Origin of the sequence: Aequorivita viscosa (assembly GCF_900106795.1) — a bacterium.
GTDB lineage: Bacteria > Bacteroidota > Bacteroidia > Flavobacteriales > Flavobacteriaceae > Aequorivita > Aequorivita viscosa.
The window spans coordinates 11,885-27,726 of record NZ_FNNS01000023.1; the positions used below are offsets into that span (position 1 = coordinate 11,885).

Below are 15,842 nucleotides of genomic sequence, written 5' to 3' on the forward strand. Positions count from 1 at the left end.
AATCAAGGTTTTTATAAATTGTGAAAATACAATTTGTTTTGAAAAAAAGGGTGTGAAATTTGGTGGTTTGGGGTTAGTACGTATTAACAGTGGTTAGAGGTTAGAGGTTAGAGGTCAGGAAAATAAAAATAGTCGATACTAAATTTGAGATTTTGTTTTTTGTTGTTTTATTTGGGAGTTTGGAATTTGTTATTTGGAATTATTTTGGAGGATTGTTTTATATTGCACATTAGTTGTTTTAACAAATGTTTAAAAATCCTTTTTCATTTCGGGGCAGAATTCGCAGGACGGAGTTTGGGGTTAGCTATGTGATAGTGCTGGTGAGCATTTTCAGCATGGTTTTTCTCGTGGATTGGCTAGAAATTACCGGGGTACACCTGTCTATCCACTTGGCTACTATTTATTGGTTCTCGTTTTCTCAAGGAGCTAAGCGCTGTCACGATATGGGAAAAAATGGTTTTTATCAACTTATACCCTTTTACATATTTGTAATGATTTTCTCAAAAGGGGAAAACCGACGAAACAAATATGGCCAAGATCCCATTTTGACCGAACTCCGTGATAAGGAATCCCCACCACCAGTTAAGTCACAAAAAATTATCCTTCCCCAAGGAAAACAAATGCAGGCGCTGGGAAGTGAACTCTTAAGCGGCGTATTGTTGACCGTATTGGCAGTGGCGTTTGTGATTTATTTTTATGACAAAATAGGATGGCTGTATTTCATACTGCAGTCAATATTAATAATGGGAGGCTACTATTTAGTACTTATTTTCAGTTTCCGAACTATAGCGTTTTCGCAATTGACTAAGTTCTTTTTAATCCATCGTGCGCTATTCAGCTTGGGATTTTATCTGTTTCTTAGAAGTTTTGAAAGCTATAGCTATCAAGTTACCGATTTCAATTTTTCAACACTTGCAGGTGATATTAGTAATTTCATTGCCATATTCACCCTCACCTATTTGCCGTATCTAATTTTTAAACCCAAGCAAACACCAAGTCTTATCCCTCTTGAAGCCTAAGTACCACATCCTCATTTCAATTATTGCCTTAGCTTGTTTGCTAGGCTTAGCCTATGCCAAAAAAGCAGAGGTCACTCGCAGTATTCGATGGAGCGAACGGCTTTTAACTTGGGATGATTTCCCTATCGTAGAGAGTATTTCGGGAGATTATAACGCAATGGTGTATTCAGACATACAATTTGAAGGAAACAGGGAGGATAATTCGCTTCGCATCTACGCTCAAATGCTGCCTCACCAATCTGGACGTGTACCCCTGCATGAAACGAAAAGCGAACAATTACTAATACACGAACAGAATCATTTTAACATCACCGAATACCACGCCCGTCTGTTTCGAAAGGAAGCTATTGCAGTAGGAAAAGAGGAGTTAACGAATGACGATTTACAACGACTGGGGAAAAAATATTTAAAAAGGATTGCACTAATGCAAACTATGTATGATAAGGAATCGGACCATAACCTTAATATGCCCAAACAACGCTATTGGGAATTGTACATTGCTGGATTACTTAGAGAAACCGCTTATTATTCTGAAGAAGACATTTATCAATACCAAGAATTTACAAAAGGAAACACTCATTGGTTCCGAAAAGTATATGTAACCCTTCAAGGTGAACTCCTAACCTCCTATCCCGAAAACAACAAGAACAGCATATATGGCGAAGTATATAAAGTAAAAAAATCAAAAGACAGTATTGTAGTCAGCTTTTATAAGAATGGAAAGCCTACCACTGGAGGTTATTTTGAATCGCCAATATGTATAATGACATATCCAAGCGAAAAAGTCCTCGAACAACATTTCTTAGATGCAGACGGAGCTTACTATTTATCCAAAGCAACAGCTCCGATAATTCGCATCCAATGGGATTCGAACGGCAATATCACACATACTTATTTTAACGAAAAAAGAGGGCGAATTTCGCATAAAGGCGTATTCACCAAAAAAGGAAAATGGGACGCAAAACAACAAAGTTATTACTTCAGCTACTACAATGATAGTGAAGAACAGATAACCTATGACAACGCTTTTTACGAATTGCGGGAAATAGGATATAATAAAGTTACAAAAAGAATATCGTATTTTGACAATGAAGGGAAACCTACATACGACAGCAATTTCATTTCTATATACGAATATGAAACCGATAATAATTTTACCATATCACGGGCCAAATATTATGACAAAGAAGGAAAACTCGCGGTATTTAAAGACGGCTATCATACCGTTTATGAATATAACGAAAGGGGGAAAATTGTAAGTGTGAGTTATCACGATAGACGGGGCGACAATATAGCAGATATTAACGGTATTCATAAATACACTTATGCGTATGATATATATGACAACGAAACAGACATGCGGAAATTTAATACCCGAAAGCTTGCTTCAAATGGCGAAGACGAGTATCACCACGCTGTAAACCTATACGATAGCTTGGGCAGAATTCGTTTTGCCGCCAAATATCATCCCGACTATATTTTAAAATTCAGCGAAGAAAAAGAAGGCGCATTGGTGTATGAATATTTAGGAGATTCAATCATAAAGATTAAAAACGAAGATGTATTTGGAATAGAAACCAATAATAATTCTGGGGTTTGCTTAACCAAGAAAAAACTCAATTCAAAAAAAGAAGTACTTACAACACAGTTTTATAATGCCGATGGTTATTGGGCAAAAACACCCGATTCGGTAGCTACCTACGCGTATAAATACGATGAGCGCGGAAACCAAATTGAAATGACTGCTTTAGATTCCTTAGGAAAACCTCAAAACTGGACCGAGGATGTCGCAACAACTAGATGGGAATACGACGAACGGAACAACAAAATAAAAACCACCTATTTTACAAGTGAAAACGAATTAGCCAATGCCACTCAAGGCACAACCTACAATATATTTAAGTACGACAAAAATGACGTCATAATCGAGACATCCTACTATGACAAGGCTATGAAACCCACTCTTTTTGATGGGGCACATAAAAAAATATATTTGTTTAACCAATTTGGAAGGGATTCAATTATTAAAAAGTATGATACTGCAAACCGCTTGATAAAAGGCACTGGGAATACTAAATACCTATACACCTACCATGGATTTGCGATATCCGAAGCTTATTTTGACGAAAACGATACACCTATATTAAACAGCGATGGTGTTCACAAAATAGTTTACAACTACGATAAAAACTGGAGGTATATTGGGGATAGCTTCAAAGGCAAATACGGAGAAAGTGTAAATGACAATCGAGGCATATCAAACATTGTCTTTACTCTAAATCCTTCTGGGTATTTGTGGATTCTTTCATACGGAGACAAAAATAAAAAAGAGGTTATAGGTCCTGAAGGATTTCACTCCATGTACAACCACTATAACGATATGGATGTGGTGCAACGAACTTCATTTTTTGGCGCAGATAAAAAATTAATTAACGATGAAGATGGAATTGCAGATTATGTTTACAGTATTAATAGCAGTGGTCAAACAACCCGTATCTCCTTTTACGACGCCGATTCCAATCTTACTGAAGATTCGGAAGGCGTGGCAGAATATTACTACGATTCTTCTTTGAACGGTTTATACTACTTGGATAAGAAATTAAATGCGCAAGGAGAAGAACTGCCTTAACCTATTTAATAACATATAATTTCTTCTATTTAGGTTAACTACAATTTTTGCAAAAACACAACAATTGTCTTGATTCCCTGATCCTTGATCCTCAGTTCGACAGCGGGTTATTTTAAATAGAATTTGAACCAAAAAAGAAAACCCCGTAAATCTAGGATTTACAGGGTTTCTAAGGTGGTGCCTCCAAGAATCGAACTAGGGACACATGGATTTTCAGTCCATTGCTCTACCAACTGAGCTAAGGCACCTTTTAATGAGACGGCAAATATAAAGCATTTTTCGTTTTCACAAAACAAAATTCGAAAAATATCAATTATTTTTTTTAGTCAATTTAATAACATCTTAACAAAGAGTTAGATAACCAAACAGTAATTTTATCGGCTTAAATAAAAAAATGAATCTCGTAATAGATGTAGGCAACACCTTTATCAAATTCGGTGTTTTTGACGTACAACAATTAAAACATAAGAAAAGCTGCGTAAAGAATGACTTTTTACTCGTTCTCGAGGAGGTATCTCAAAGTTTTCCCGATATAAAAAACACAATTATAGCTTCTGTAGGCAAGCTTGAGAAGGAACACTTAGCAAAACTAGAGCTGTTATACGATGTTTTGCAACTAGATCAACATACAAAAGTACCGTTTTTTAATAAATACAGCACACCCACAACCTTGGGCGTTGATCGCATTGCCGTAATTAGCGCTGCCGCACAACAATTTACCAACAAGAACGTTTTGGTGATTGATGCTGGTACTTGCATTACTTACGATTTTATAAATTCAAAAAACGAATATTTTGGAGGCGCCATTTCACCAGGGATAACACTTCGATATCAAGCACTTAATTCATTTACTGCCAAATTACCTTTATTGGAAGCGCAACATCCACAAAATCTAATAGGCAACAGTACCGTAAGTTCTATTCATTCGGGAGTTGTAAATGGAATTTTATTTGAAATTGATGGCATTATAGAAACCTATAAAAAGGAATTCACCGATTTAACAGTTATTTTAACAGGTGGTGATACACATTTTTTGCGTGATAGTATAAAAAATGACATCTTTGCCAACTCAAATTTTCTATTGGAAGGTTTGAACCAAATATTGGAATATAACATACGTTGATGTTTAGAAAAATAATAGTAGGAGTATTTTTACTGATTTCGGCCAGTTTGTTGGCACAAGAAGGAACCACATCGCCCTATTCTTTTTACGGCATTGGTATTCTCAAGTTTCGTGGAACAGCCGAAAACAGGACAATGGGCGGTGTCGGTGTTTTTTCAGACAGTATCCACCTGAACCTCCAAAACCCAGCCTCTTATGCTGGACTAAAGTTGATTAACTTTTCAATGGGGGCAAGTCATAAAAATACAAAACAGAAAACAGCCACCGATGACCAACGTGTTTCAGCTACTTCGCTAGACTACATTGCTATGGGAATTCCAATGGGCAAACTAGGTTTAGGGTTTGGACTTATGCCCTACACGTCTGTTGGGTATCACTTTTATTCAAACCAAGAGGATGGAGTAACAGAATATTCTGGTAGCGGCGGACTTAACAAGGCTTTCCTTTCGTTGGCATATCAAATTACACCCGAACTATCACTTGGAGTTGAAAGCAATTATAACTTCGGAATGATAGAGAATACCGGTACTTCTAGCAAAGAAAATATAGAATACGGAACACGCGCCTACAATAGCTCAGAACTATATGGTTTCAGTTTTAACATTGGAGCTATTTACAAACGAATGATTACCGAAAAACTAGAGTTATCAGGTTCTGTTACGTATACACCAGGAACAAGTTTTAACTCAAATAACTACAGAAAATTGGCTACTGTTTCTATAAGACCTACTGGGATTTTTACGGTAGATGAACGAGAAATAGATATGCCAAATACAAGCTTTACCTTCCCTTCTCAATTTACAGTAGGTGTAGGCATTACAGAACAAAAATACTGGGGAATTGGGGCAGAATACACCCTACAAGAAACAAGTAATTTTAGCAATAGAGCTTTTGAAACCGAAAACGTAAGTTACTCCAACGCCTCTAAATTTCGGTTAGGAGGATATATAATTCCAAATTACAATTCGTTTGGTGACTACTTTAAACGTATGTCTTACAGAGGAGGAGTGCGATTTGAACAAACAGGCCTAAGGATAGATGGACACGAGATTAACGAGTTTGGCATATCTTTTGGAGTTGGAATGCCAGTAGGCCGATTATTCTCAAACTTTAACTTAGGATTTGAAATTGGTCAACGCGGAACAACGGATTCTGGATTAATTCAAGAAAACTTTTTCAATACTTTCTTAAGCTTTTCTCTAAACGACCGTTGGTTCGAAAAAAGATTATACGATTAATACCACTAACATTACTATTATGAAATTTAGAACCCTAGTATTCCTTTCAACTTTATTCCTTTCTTTTTCAGGAAGTACATTTGCTCAGGCGCCAGACGACTGTGCAATTACTCTATCTTACTTTATTGAGCCTGCAAAATCGAAGAATTATGAAGCAGCACTTCCTCATTATGAAAAGGTAATAAAAGAATGTCCTAAGGCTAGTTTGGCTACCTACCAGTATGCTGTTAGAATGTTCGAGTATTTTATCGACGAAAAGAAAGACACTTCTAAAATCAATGATTTAATTGAGGTTTGGAACCTTCGTTTAGAAAACTTCCCTGAAAAAACTTCAGAAGGTGAAGTGTTAATGACTATTGCTCAATTAAAATACGACCACAATATGGGCACCAAAGATGTCCAATACAAAGCTTTTGACGATGCTTTTAAAAAGGATCCAGAGAACTTTACAAGTGGTAAAAGCCTGTACACCTATTTCTCTTTAGCTGTTGATCTTTTTAACGAAGGAAAAATGGAACTTCAGGATATCTTCTCGCTATACGATGTTGTTATTTCTAAAATTGATCAGGAAAAGAACAACCTTGCCGAAAAACTGACTCCTTTAATGGATAAAGAAGAAGCAGGAACAGACCTAAGCAGTAAAGAGCAACGTGCAAAACGCGTTTACGAAAACAACTTAGGAGTTTATTCTACTGTAGAAAGCAGTGTTAACGGAAAGCTAGGACAGCTTGCAGATTGTGAGAACCTTATTCCTTTCTACGAGAAAGATTACGAAAACAAAAAAGATGATATCGATTGGATAAAAAGTGCAAGTAACCGTCTTGACTCTAAAGAATGTGAAACTCCACTTTCATCTAAATTAGCTGTACGACTTCACGAATTAGAGCCTAGTTCTACTTCTGCTTACCTATTAGGAAAGCAAGCCGAAGCTGAAGGAAAAGCATCTAAAGCGTTAGAGTATTTTACACAAGCGGTAGATCTTGAAAAAGACAACTCTAAAAAAGCAAGAATCTATTACAGTCTTGCCGAAAACTACCGTAAAAAAGGAAGCTACGGAACTGCTAGAACGTACTACAACAGAATGCTAGAAGTAAAACCTTCTGCCGGGATGGCTTATTACAAAATAGGAACAATGTATGCTGACAGTGCTGACAACTGTGGTAGCACAGTATTTGAAAAAAGAGCAATGTACTGGTTGGCTGCAGATATGATGGATAAAGCAGCTCGGGTTGATGGCACATTATCATCAAGCGCAAAAGCAGCAGCAAATAGCTACAGGCAACGTGCTCCACAAAAAAGTGATATCTTTAGCGAAGGAATGGCCGGCAAAACCATTAAATTTAACTGTTGGGTTGGCGGAAGCGTTCGAGTACCTAATCTATAATAATGCATAACACATTAAACATGTATAAAAGCGTGATGGCCCTGTTTTTAGCCGTCACGTTTTTTGCATGTGAAAGCAATTACCAAAATGTAAAAAAGTTAAATCTTTCAGACGGTGCGCCCATTGCAGTAGGCAAGAATGTTAATTTTAAATATACAGATTCGGGCAGATTGGTAACCAATCTTTTAACCGAAAAATTATTAGACTACTCCAATCTTGAGTTTCCGTACAAGGAATTTCCCAACGGAATAGAAGTCCATTTTTGGGACGAAAAAAACAAAGAAAACATAGTTACTGCCGATTACGCAATCCAATTTGACGGCACTGGATTAGTGGACCTTCAACAGAATGTAGTTGTAACAACCTCGGATAGCGTAATTTTAAAAGCCGATCAACTATACTGGGATCAAAAAAACGCTTGGATATTCACCGACCAACCGTATCAAATTATTTTTAAAGACGGCTCCTATAACCGCGGCGCCGTAGGGTTTGACAGCAATCAAGACTTCACCTTCTTTTTATCGCGACGAAACCAAGGAGTGCAATTAATAGATCAAAAAATAACAGAAAATGATAAATAAAATATATAAAGTTGTAGAATACTTATATTTGGTAATGGCAGTTTTCTTTGCTTATGAAGCTATAAACAACTGGTCCGAAAACCCTACTAGAGCCTATCTATTTCTTGCCTTTGTAGGAGTTTCTATCTTTATGTTTTTCTTCAGAAGAAATTTTAGAAAGAAAATGGAAGAACGAAATAAAAAATAGTCCAACGCAAAGCGTTAAAATAAAAACTAGAACAATTCATAACGCAGACCTAATAACTAGAAACTTCAAAATTGGATTACAGTATATTAATAATAGTAAGCATGCTTATCCTCTCCGCATTTTTCTCGGGGATGGAAATTGCTTACGTTTCCTCTAACAAAATCCATATCGAGATTGAAAAGAAACAAAATAGTTTCTTAGCTGGCATTCTCAAAAAAATAACCAGACGCCCTTCAAAATTTATTGCCACAATGCTCGTGGGAAATAATATTGCGCTGGTGATCTACGGATTCTTTATGGGCGATTTACTCATGAAATTCGTGCCATTAGTCGGATTTAGCGGGTTATTAGTTCAGACTATTATTTCTACTTTAATAATACTACTAACGGCAGAATTTCTTCCAAAGGTATTTTTTCAGATATATGCCAATAGCCTATTCAAAGTCTTTGCCGTTCCAGCATATTTCTTTTATGTATTGTTTTCGTTTATTTCTGAATTCATAATTTGGATTTCAGACCTTTTACTTAAAGTTGTATTTAAATCGGAAGGCGATACGGTACAATTAACTTTCAGCAAATTGGAGTTGGGGAATTACATTTCTGAACAAATGGACATTGTTGAAACTAAAGAAGAAATAGATTCCGAAATACAGATATTTCAAAATGCATTAGACTTTTCAGAAATTAAAAGTCGCGAGGCAATGATTCCCCGAACTGAAGTAGTAGCTGTCGACATTGAAACCAGTACCAAAGAACTGGTAAAAATATTTACAGAAACAGGACTTTCAAAATTATTGGTCTATAACGACAATATTGATGATATCTTGGGATACATCCATTCGTTTGAGCTTTTTAAAAAACCTGCGTGCATCAAAGACATATTGATGCCTGTTATTTTTGTGCCCGAAACCATGCTCGCAAAAGATGTCTTGAACATTTTAAGTAAAAAAAGAAAAAGTATTGCCGTGGTAATTGATGAATACGGAGGTACAAGCGGCATTATTACCGTTGAAGATATTATTGAAGAGCTGTTTGGCGAAATTGAAGACGAACACGACAGCATAGCCTTAGTAGAAGAAGAGCTTGGTGAAGGCCATTATAAGTTTTCTGCCCGTTTAGAGGTCGATTATCTAAACGAAGAATACGATTTAGACCTAGAAGAAAGTGAAAATTATGAAACGCTCGGTGGGCTTATCGTTAACCATACCGAAGAAATTCCAAACAAAGGAGAGACAGTAAAAATAGACGATTACATCTTTGTTATCCTTGAAGTTTCTAGCACAAAAATCGAATTGGTTGAACTAAATATTCCAAACCAAAATTAGTTTTTTAACTCTTGATTGTTTTTTTCCATTATACCTTTTTATTAATGACAGGAAAATGGTATTTTCGCCCCCTGAATAATTGAAAGGAAACTCCTTAGAGCCCTCTTTTCAGTTCTAGGAAAACGAGTGATTCACAACCAAAACCTTTTCCATTTATATGATTTAGATGGGAAAAAGAATAAAAATTCGAACATCAAATGGCAATCTTAAACAGCATTAGACAAAGAGGAATTTTCCTTATCCTTATTATCGCATTGGCACTTTTCGCCTTTATTTTGAGTGATATTTTAACAACTGGGAATACTGGCCCAAAAGGACAGAACAATATTGCCACCATAAACGGCACCGATATTCCTCGCCAAAGTTTCATGGAAGAAGTAGAAATGGTTCAACGAAACTATGGCCCAAATGCATCAACCACCCAAGTAATGAATATGGTTTGGGAGCAAGAATTACGAAGAGTAATTCTTCAAGAGCAAATGGAAAAAGCAGGCATCGCCGTTGAAAAAGCACAACTAGACAATGCACTAAAATCTTCTCTTGCAAACAACCCAACTTTTTTAAACGAAGCGGGTCAAGTTGACGATGGCAAAATCCAAGAATATATTGCTAGTATCAAAACTTCTTCTCCACAAATGTACCAACAATGGATTCAGTTTGAAGAAGGAACTGCCGAAGGTGTAATGCAGAATACTTATTTCAACCTAATTAAAGGTGGTTTAAGAAGCACAATTGCCGAAGGAGAACAAGAATATCATTTCCAAAATGACAATATCGACTTAAGCTATGCTTTAGTTCCTTATTCTTCTATTGAAGATGCAGACATCACAATTACCGACAGCGAAATAGAAAAGTATGTAGCTGCTCATAAAAACCAATATCAAACTGAAGCTAAAGCAGACATTCAATATGTTCTTTTCTCTGAAGAGCCATCAGAAACTGATATTGCAGACGCGAAAGAAGCTACCGCAGTACTTTTAAACCAAAAAGTTGAATTCAACAACCAAACAAAAACCAACGATACTATTTCTGGGTTCAAAAATGTTGAAGATTATGAAGACTTCGTAAACCAACATTCAGACGCGCCTTTCTTTGACCAATGGTTATTTAAAAAAGATTTAACCCCTTCAGTGGCCGATACACTTATCAATCTAAATAAAGGTGATGTTTACGGTCCTTACAAAGTTGACAACACCTTTAACTTGACTAAAGTTATTGATACGAAAAAAATGCCTGATTCGGCTGAATCAAAGCATATCTTAATTCGTTATGTCGGTACTATGCGTGCTCCAGAAACTGTAACGCGCACCAAAGAAGAAGCACAAAAATTAGCCGACAGCCTTTTAACTGTTGTGAAAAAAGACAAGACTAAATTCGCAGATCTTGCAACAGAATTTTCAGACGACGGCTCGAAAGATAACGGCGGTGACCTTGGAAATTCAACTCCAGGTAGAATGGTTCCTCCATTTGATGCATTTATTTTTAACAACCCAACGGGAACCATTGGTTTAGTTGAAACCGATTTCGGATTCCACGTTGTAGAAGTTGGCAAACAATCCGAGCCAAAGAAAGCTATTAAAGTAGCTACAGTTGTTAAAAACATCGAAGCCTCAGAAAAGACTATGAACAACATCTTTTCAGAAGCTTCTAAATTTGAAGTAGCAGTAAGCAAAGCAGATTTTACTGAAACGGCTACAGCGCAAAACCTTGAAATAAAGCCAGTAAACAAAATTGGTATTATGGATGCAACTATTCCGGGTATTGAAAACAACCGTACAATAGTTACTTGGGCTTTTAACGAAGACACTAAGGTTGGAGATACCAAGCGCTTTAACGTTAACAATGGTTACGTTGTTGCACAGTTAACCCGCAAAAACCCAAAAGGTCTTATGCCAGTTTCAGAAGCCTCTGCTACGGTTAAGCCTATTCTTTTAAAAGAGAAAAAAGCTAAGAAAATTCGTGAATCTATTTCGGGAACTACCATTGAAGAAGTTGCAAAAAATCAGAATGTATCTGTAAAACCTGCAAAAGGAATTAACATGGCAAACCCTAGACTTGGTTCTGCATCTGAACCAAAGGTTGTAGGAATGGCTTTTGGAACTAAAGCTGGAGAAACTACGCCACTTATAGATGGTAATGAAGGTGTTTATATGGTAAAGGTAACAGCCTTTAATCCTGCACCTAAAATGGAGTCGTACGTAAACCAAGCGAACCAACTTAATACCAAAGCAGCTCCAGCAGCACAAGGTAAAGTACTTGAAGCACTTAAAAAGAAGGCTGAGATTGAAGATCACCGAGCTAACTTCTACTAAGCCGATATATTAACAATTTTACGAAAACCCTGTTCCTTTTGGATCAGGGTTTTTTGCTTTAAATTTTTTATTCAAATTATGGTTGAATAGAGAATTATAAACTAATTTTAGACATTAATACCCGAAATTATGAATCAAGACGACCTAATAAAATCTATAAACGAGAAGTACAAAGACCTAGGCGAAAACCCAGATACCTATTTTGCAGGGCTTTTACAAACCAAACCCATTACGTATTGGGATTATATTCAAGTGGACACTTTACTCTCCCTTCAAAAAACGCAAACTGAATTTAAGGATGAGAAAATATTTGTGATGTATCATCAGGTTACCGAACTCACCTTAAAAATGATGATTCACGAAATACAACAACTTTCGGAAGGCGAAAACCTCCCTGAAGATGTTTGGATTACAAAATTAGACAGATTGAAAAGATATACCCGTATGCTTATTACTTCGTTCGACATCATGAAAGACGGGATGAGCTATGAGGACTACAATATATTCCGAGCTGCATTAACCCCTGCTAGTGGCTTCCAAAGCGCCCAATTTAGAATCTTAGAGCTCTACACTACCCGCCTAAAAAACCTGATTAATTCGCAAGGAAGAGAACGACTCCCAGAAGACCCAGGATTGGATGACTATTTTGACAATATTTATTGGAAAGATGCTGGATTAAACAGAAAAACGGGTAAAATGTCGTTAACACTTCGTCTGTTTATCGAAAAATATGAAGCCGATTTTAAGCGACTTGCTATAGAGGTTAAAGGAAAAACGCTAGAAGAACGTGTGGAGCAAATGGAAAATCCCTCGGAAGAATTGAAAGAGAAGTTGAAGCAATTTGACCATTTCTACAACGTTGCTTGGCCTATCGTTCACTTAGATACTGCCCAACACTTTTTAGACAGTAAAGGCGAAAACAAAGCCGCTACAGGAGGCTCGGAGTGGAAAAAGTATTTACACCCTAAATACCAACAACGTAAATTTTTTCCAAATCTATGGACAGCTGAGGAAATTCAAAACTGGGGAAGTTAGGTCTTAAAAAAAACCTGACTTTCCATTTAATACTATGGAAATAGAGATTAAACGTGTTTATGAAGATGCCGAAAATGATGATGGCATCAGAATTCTAGTTGACAGGATTTGGCCAAGAGGTTTGAGCAAAGAAGAAGCTCAATTAGATGATTGGATGAAAGAAATCGCCCCTTCCACCGAACTTCGAAAATGGTTTAACCACGAGGAAGATCGTTTTCCTGAATTTTCTAAAAAGTATAAAAAAGAACTCGAAAGTCATAAAGACTTAACCGAAACCTTGCTTAAAGAAGCCAAAAAACACAAACTCACTTTGGTTTATAGCGCTAAGGACGAAGCACATAACCAAGCCGTTGTATTAAAGGAGTTTTTGGAAAAAAGCTAAACTTTTTGCCCCTTACAATCTTAGGTGAGGAACGTTGTCACAAAGTCTCCAATCGTTCTTTATACTTACGATAAGCTTAACAACAGCGCACTCGGTATAATTGTCTGTACAAACCGTTCAAATAGAATGGTCACATTTCGGAAGCGTCCCTATCCCCTATCTTTCTTCTCCAGAATACATTAAATTTGCAAATCATAAATACAAATTATTAAGACCATAAATTTGCATCCTGATGAAGCATTTTGCATTATTTCTTATTCTTTTAACTTCTTTTCAAGCTACCTCTCAAGTCCTCAACGCCGAATCTTTACGAAAAGTAACAGACACCTCTGGTTTTACCGGCTCTGCAAGTTTAGATTTTTCTATTAAAAAAGATGTAAACGACTATTTTGGTTTTCGAAGCAATGTTCATTTACAATATAAAATGAACAATCATTTGGTATTACTGAAAAACGATATTGAATTTCAGAGAATAGAAGGCAACAAATTTTCAAACAGTGGAATAACCCATCTACGCTATAATTACAAAATTTTTCCAAAAGTTCGTTGGGAAATTTTTGGACAAGCGCAGTACAATAAAGTCTCAAAAATTAACTTTAGAGGATTAATAGGCACAGGTCCTAGATTTAAGCTCAGCAATTCGGAAGCTTATAATATTTACCTCGGAACGTTGGTAATGTATGAACAAGAAGAGCTCGACGACGGGGTTACACCACTCCAAAGAGATTTTCGTGGCAGTGCATATTTCTCATTCTCACTATATCCTCGAGAAAACATTACTATTATAAGCACCACCTATTACCAACCACGCATAGATTTAATAAGTGATTACAGAGTTTCAAGTCAGTCGTCATTATTGATAAAAATGTTTGATGATTTTTCCTTCAAAACCACATATACATTTATTTATGATCGGTTTCCAGCGGTTGGTATCCCCAATTCCCAATACAACTTTTCAAGCGGAATTGCCTATATTTTTGATTAATTCGTTAAAACATTCGTAAGTTATCCTAAATCTGTAGACTACCTACCTATATTTACTTATCTAAAAAATAACGCTTTTAAAATATTACAATTCTACTATGGCATCTAAAAACTACTATGACCCAGCTGATTTAAGAAAATTTGGAAATATTACAGAATGGAGCAAAGAGCTCGGTGAAAAATTCTTCGAATACTACAACAGTGTTTTTCAGGAAGGCGCCTTAACAGCCCGTGAAAAATCGTTAATTGCGCTTGCTGTCGCACATACCGAAATGTGCCCGTATTGTATTGATGCCTATTCTAAAGACGGACTACAACGCGGTATTACCAAAGAAGAAATGATGGAAGCGGTTCACGTTGGTGCGGCAATAAAAAGCGGTGCGAGTTTGGTCCACGGAGTTCAAATGATGAATAAAATCAACAAATTAGAAATGTAGATACACAATGCTTTGTGTATCTACATTTCTAGATCATACTAAATAAACGATGCATCGCGTATTCACATTTTCAAAAAAATCAGAAAGATTTTATGTTAAAAGAAAAAAAACCAACATTACAATCACTTCATAAAAGAGAAAGCAATCTCGCCAAAGGAAAAGCTCAGCTAGAATACTTATCCAATGGCATCTTTGCAAATGGAGAGCTCCCTACATTTGCGCAAAAAATAAAGGAAAGCGATGATTTTCCGCTTCGACCTAATTCTTTAGAAATTCTGCAAATTAACTTGGGGTATATGTGCAATCAAGTTTGCGCGCATTGCCACGTGGACGCAGGACCTGACCGAAAAGAGATTATGACCATAGAGACAATGGAGCAATGCTTGGAAGTAATCAAAAACACCTCGGCCCACACGCTTGATTTGACAGGTGGAGCACCCGAAATGAACCCTAATTTTAGATGGTTTGTAGAGGAAGCGAGCAAAGCTGGCATAAAAGATTTTATTGTCCGAAGCAATTTAACCATCATCCGCGCCAACAAAAAAAATTACGATCTCCCCGAATTTTTCAAACAACACAACGTTCATGTAGTAAGCAGCATGCCCCATTGGACACGTGGAAAAACAGATAAACAAAGAGGTTCTGGAGTTTTTGATCAATCTATAAAAGCACTACAAGAATTAAATGCCGTGGGTTATGGCATGCCAGAAAGCAATCTTAAATTAGATTTGGTTTACAATCCGAGTGGCGCATTTTTACCTGGAGATCAAAAAAGCATGGAGCAGGATTTTAAAAAAGCCCTATTAGAAGATTTCGGAATTCATTTTCACGAGCTTTTCGCAATTACCAACCTTCCTATTTCACGGTTTTTAGACTATCTTATCGCTTCAGACAACTATGAAGATTATATGTATCAATTAGTAGAAGCATACAATCAAGCAGCAGTTAAAAATGTAATGTGCCGCAATACACTTTCGGTAAGTTGGGATGGCTTTTTATACGACTGCGATTTTAACCAAATGCTAGAGCTGAAAGTCGCAAGCAAAACGCAACACATTTCAGAATACAACGAAAGTTTATTACAAAACAGAAATATTATAATTTCTCAACACTGCTATGGATGTACGGCAGGGGCAGGAAGCAGTTGCCAAGGGGCAGTGACAAATTAGCACTTACATAAACCTAGATAACCCCATAGGTCTTAAA

General features: G+C 36.6%; 14 protein-coding genes and 1 tRNA gene. 14 read left to right on the plus strand and 1 reads right to left on the minus strand.

What is annotated here, in order from left to right; genetic code table 11:
- The first annotated feature begins 245 nt into the window (after window positions 1-245).
- Together BLW28_RS12510 and BLW28_RS12515 are read left to right on the plus strand one after the other, a co-directional pair.
- Window positions 246-1,019, plus strand: a complete 774-nt coding sequence (locus BLW28_RS12510; protein ID WP_073220763.1) for a DUF805 domain-containing protein — start codon at window positions 246-248, stop codon at window positions 1,017-1,019.
- Window positions 1,009-3,648 carry a hypothetical protein gene (locus tag BLW28_RS12515; protein ID WP_073220766.1) on the plus strand — a complete coding sequence of 880 codons (2,640 nt, stop codon included), beginning with the start codon at window positions 1,009-1,011 and terminating at the stop codon, window positions 3,646-3,648. Before BLW28_RS12510 ends, BLW28_RS12515 begins: the two co-directional genes overlap by 11 nt.
- Before the next feature lie 175 nt (window positions 3,649-3,823).
- Here the strand turns inward: BLW28_RS12515 and BLW28_RS12520 are convergent.
- Window positions 3,824-3,896 (minus strand) — tRNA-Phe (locus tag BLW28_RS12520).
- Between the two features lie 146 nt (window positions 3,897-4,042).
- On the opposite strand from BLW28_RS12520, the gene BLW28_RS12525 reads away from it, so the two are divergent.
- From BLW28_RS12525 to arsS, 12 genes are all read left to right on the plus strand, one after another.
- Window positions 4,043-4,771, plus strand: a complete 729-nt coding sequence (locus tag BLW28_RS12525) for a type III pantothenate kinase (protein WP_073220768.1) — start codon at window positions 4,043-4,045, stop codon at window positions 4,769-4,771.
- A complete protein-coding gene (locus tag BLW28_RS12530) occupies window positions 4,771-6,009 on the plus strand; it encodes a BamG family beta-barrel-assembly machinery protein (protein WP_073220771.1) in 1,239 nt (412 codons plus the stop codon). The genes BLW28_RS12525 and BLW28_RS12530 overlap by 1 nt, the downstream gene beginning before the upstream one ends.
- Before the next feature lie 19 nt (window positions 6,010-6,028).
- A complete protein-coding gene (locus BLW28_RS12535) occupies window positions 6,029-7,393 on the plus strand; it encodes a tetratricopeptide repeat protein (RefSeq protein WP_073220774.1) in 1,365 nt (454 codons plus the stop codon).
- Between the two features lie 20 nt (window positions 7,394-7,413).
- Window positions 7,414-7,974, plus strand: coding sequence for an LPS export ABC transporter periplasmic protein LptC (gene lptC, locus BLW28_RS12540; protein WP_234946499.1), 561 nt, complete (start codon window positions 7,414-7,416; stop codon window positions 7,972-7,974).
- The gene (locus tag BLW28_RS12545; RefSeq protein ID WP_177165892.1) at window positions 7,964-8,161 is read left to right on the plus strand and encodes a hypothetical protein; all 198 of its coding nucleotides are present in this window, start codon (window positions 7,964-7,966) and stop codon (window positions 8,159-8,161) included. The genes lptC and BLW28_RS12545 overlap by 11 nt, the downstream gene beginning before the upstream one ends.
- Window positions 8,162-8,232: 71 nt before the next feature.
- Window positions 8,233-9,486: a hemolysin family protein gene (locus BLW28_RS12550; protein WP_177165893.1), complete on the plus strand. Its 1,254-nt coding sequence runs from the start codon at window positions 8,233-8,235 to the stop codon at window positions 9,484-9,486.
- 197 nt (window positions 9,487-9,683) lie between these two features.
- The gene (locus BLW28_RS12555; RefSeq protein WP_073220785.1) at window positions 9,684-11,798 is read left to right on the plus strand and encodes a peptidylprolyl isomerase; all 2,115 of its coding nucleotides are present in this window, start codon (window positions 9,684-9,686) and stop codon (window positions 11,796-11,798) included.
- Between the two features lie 129 nt (window positions 11,799-11,927).
- A complete protein-coding gene (locus tag BLW28_RS12560; RefSeq protein WP_073220788.1) occupies window positions 11,928-12,833 on the plus strand; it encodes a tryptophan 2,3-dioxygenase family protein in 906 nt (301 codons plus the stop codon).
- 34 nt (window positions 12,834-12,867) lie between these two features.
- Window positions 12,868-13,215, plus strand: coding sequence for a DUF488 domain-containing protein (locus tag BLW28_RS12565; RefSeq protein ID WP_073220791.1), 348 nt, complete (start codon window positions 12,868-12,870; stop codon window positions 13,213-13,215).
- A gap of 232 nt (window positions 13,216-13,447) precedes the next feature.
- Window positions 13,448-14,200, plus strand: a complete 753-nt coding sequence (locus BLW28_RS12570) for a DUF481 domain-containing protein (protein WP_073220794.1) — start codon at window positions 13,448-13,450, stop codon at window positions 14,198-14,200.
- 97 nt (window positions 14,201-14,297) lie between these two features.
- The gene (locus tag BLW28_RS12575) at window positions 14,298-14,636 is read left to right on the plus strand and encodes an arsenosugar biosynthesis-associated peroxidase-like protein (RefSeq protein WP_073220796.1); all 339 of its coding nucleotides are present in this window, start codon (window positions 14,298-14,300) and stop codon (window positions 14,634-14,636) included.
- A gap of 92 nt (window positions 14,637-14,728) precedes the next feature.
- Window positions 14,729-15,805 carry an arsenosugar biosynthesis radical SAM (seleno)protein ArsS gene (gene arsS / locus BLW28_RS12580; RefSeq protein WP_073220799.1) on the plus strand — a complete coding sequence of 359 codons (1,077 nt, stop codon included), beginning with the start codon at window positions 14,729-14,731 and terminating at the stop codon, window positions 15,803-15,805.
- Window positions 15,806-15,842 lie beyond the last annotated feature (37 nt).

Excerpts from the sequence above, each read along its gene's own strand:
- BLW28_RS12570 (WP_073220794.1), top strand. The coding sequence starts at position 13,448 with ATGAAGCATTTTGCATTATTTCTTATTCTTTTAACTTCTTTTCAAGCT.
- BLW28_RS12560 (WP_073220788.1), top strand. The coding sequence starts at position 11,928 with ATGAATCAAGACGACCTAATAAAATCTATAAACGAGAAGTACAAAGAC.
- BLW28_RS12565 (WP_073220791.1), top strand. The coding sequence starts at position 12,868 with ATGGAAATAGAGATTAAACGTGTTTATGAAGATGCCGAAAATGATGAT.
- BLW28_RS12545 (WP_177165892.1), top strand. The coding sequence starts at position 7,964 with ATGATAAATAAAATATATAAAGTTGTAGAATACTTATATTTGGTAATG.
- BLW28_RS12535 (WP_073220774.1), top strand. The coding sequence starts at position 6,029 with ATGAAATTTAGAACCCTAGTATTCCTTTCAACTTTATTCCTTTCTTTT.
- BLW28_RS12510 (WP_073220763.1), top strand. The coding sequence starts at position 246 with ATGTTTAAAAATCCTTTTTCATTTCGGGGCAGAATTCGCAGGACGGAG.
- BLW28_RS12525 (WP_073220768.1), top strand. The coding sequence starts at position 4,043 with ATGAATCTCGTAATAGATGTAGGCAACACCTTTATCAAATTCGGTGTT.
- arsS (WP_073220799.1), top strand. The coding sequence starts at position 14,729 with ATGTTAAAAGAAAAAAAACCAACATTACAATCACTTCATAAAAGAGAA.
- lptC (WP_234946499.1), top strand. The coding sequence starts at position 7,414 with ATGTATAAAAGCGTGATGGCCCTGTTTTTAGCCGTCACGTTTTTTGCA.
- BLW28_RS12575 (WP_073220796.1), top strand. The coding sequence starts at position 14,298 with ATGGCATCTAAAAACTACTATGACCCAGCTGATTTAAGAAAATTTGGA.
- BLW28_RS12555 (WP_073220785.1), top strand. The coding sequence starts at position 9,684 with ATGGCAATCTTAAACAGCATTAGACAAAGAGGAATTTTCCTTATCCTT.
- BLW28_RS12530 (WP_073220771.1), top strand. The coding sequence starts at position 4,771 with ATGTTTAGAAAAATAATAGTAGGAGTATTTTTACTGATTTCGGCCAGT.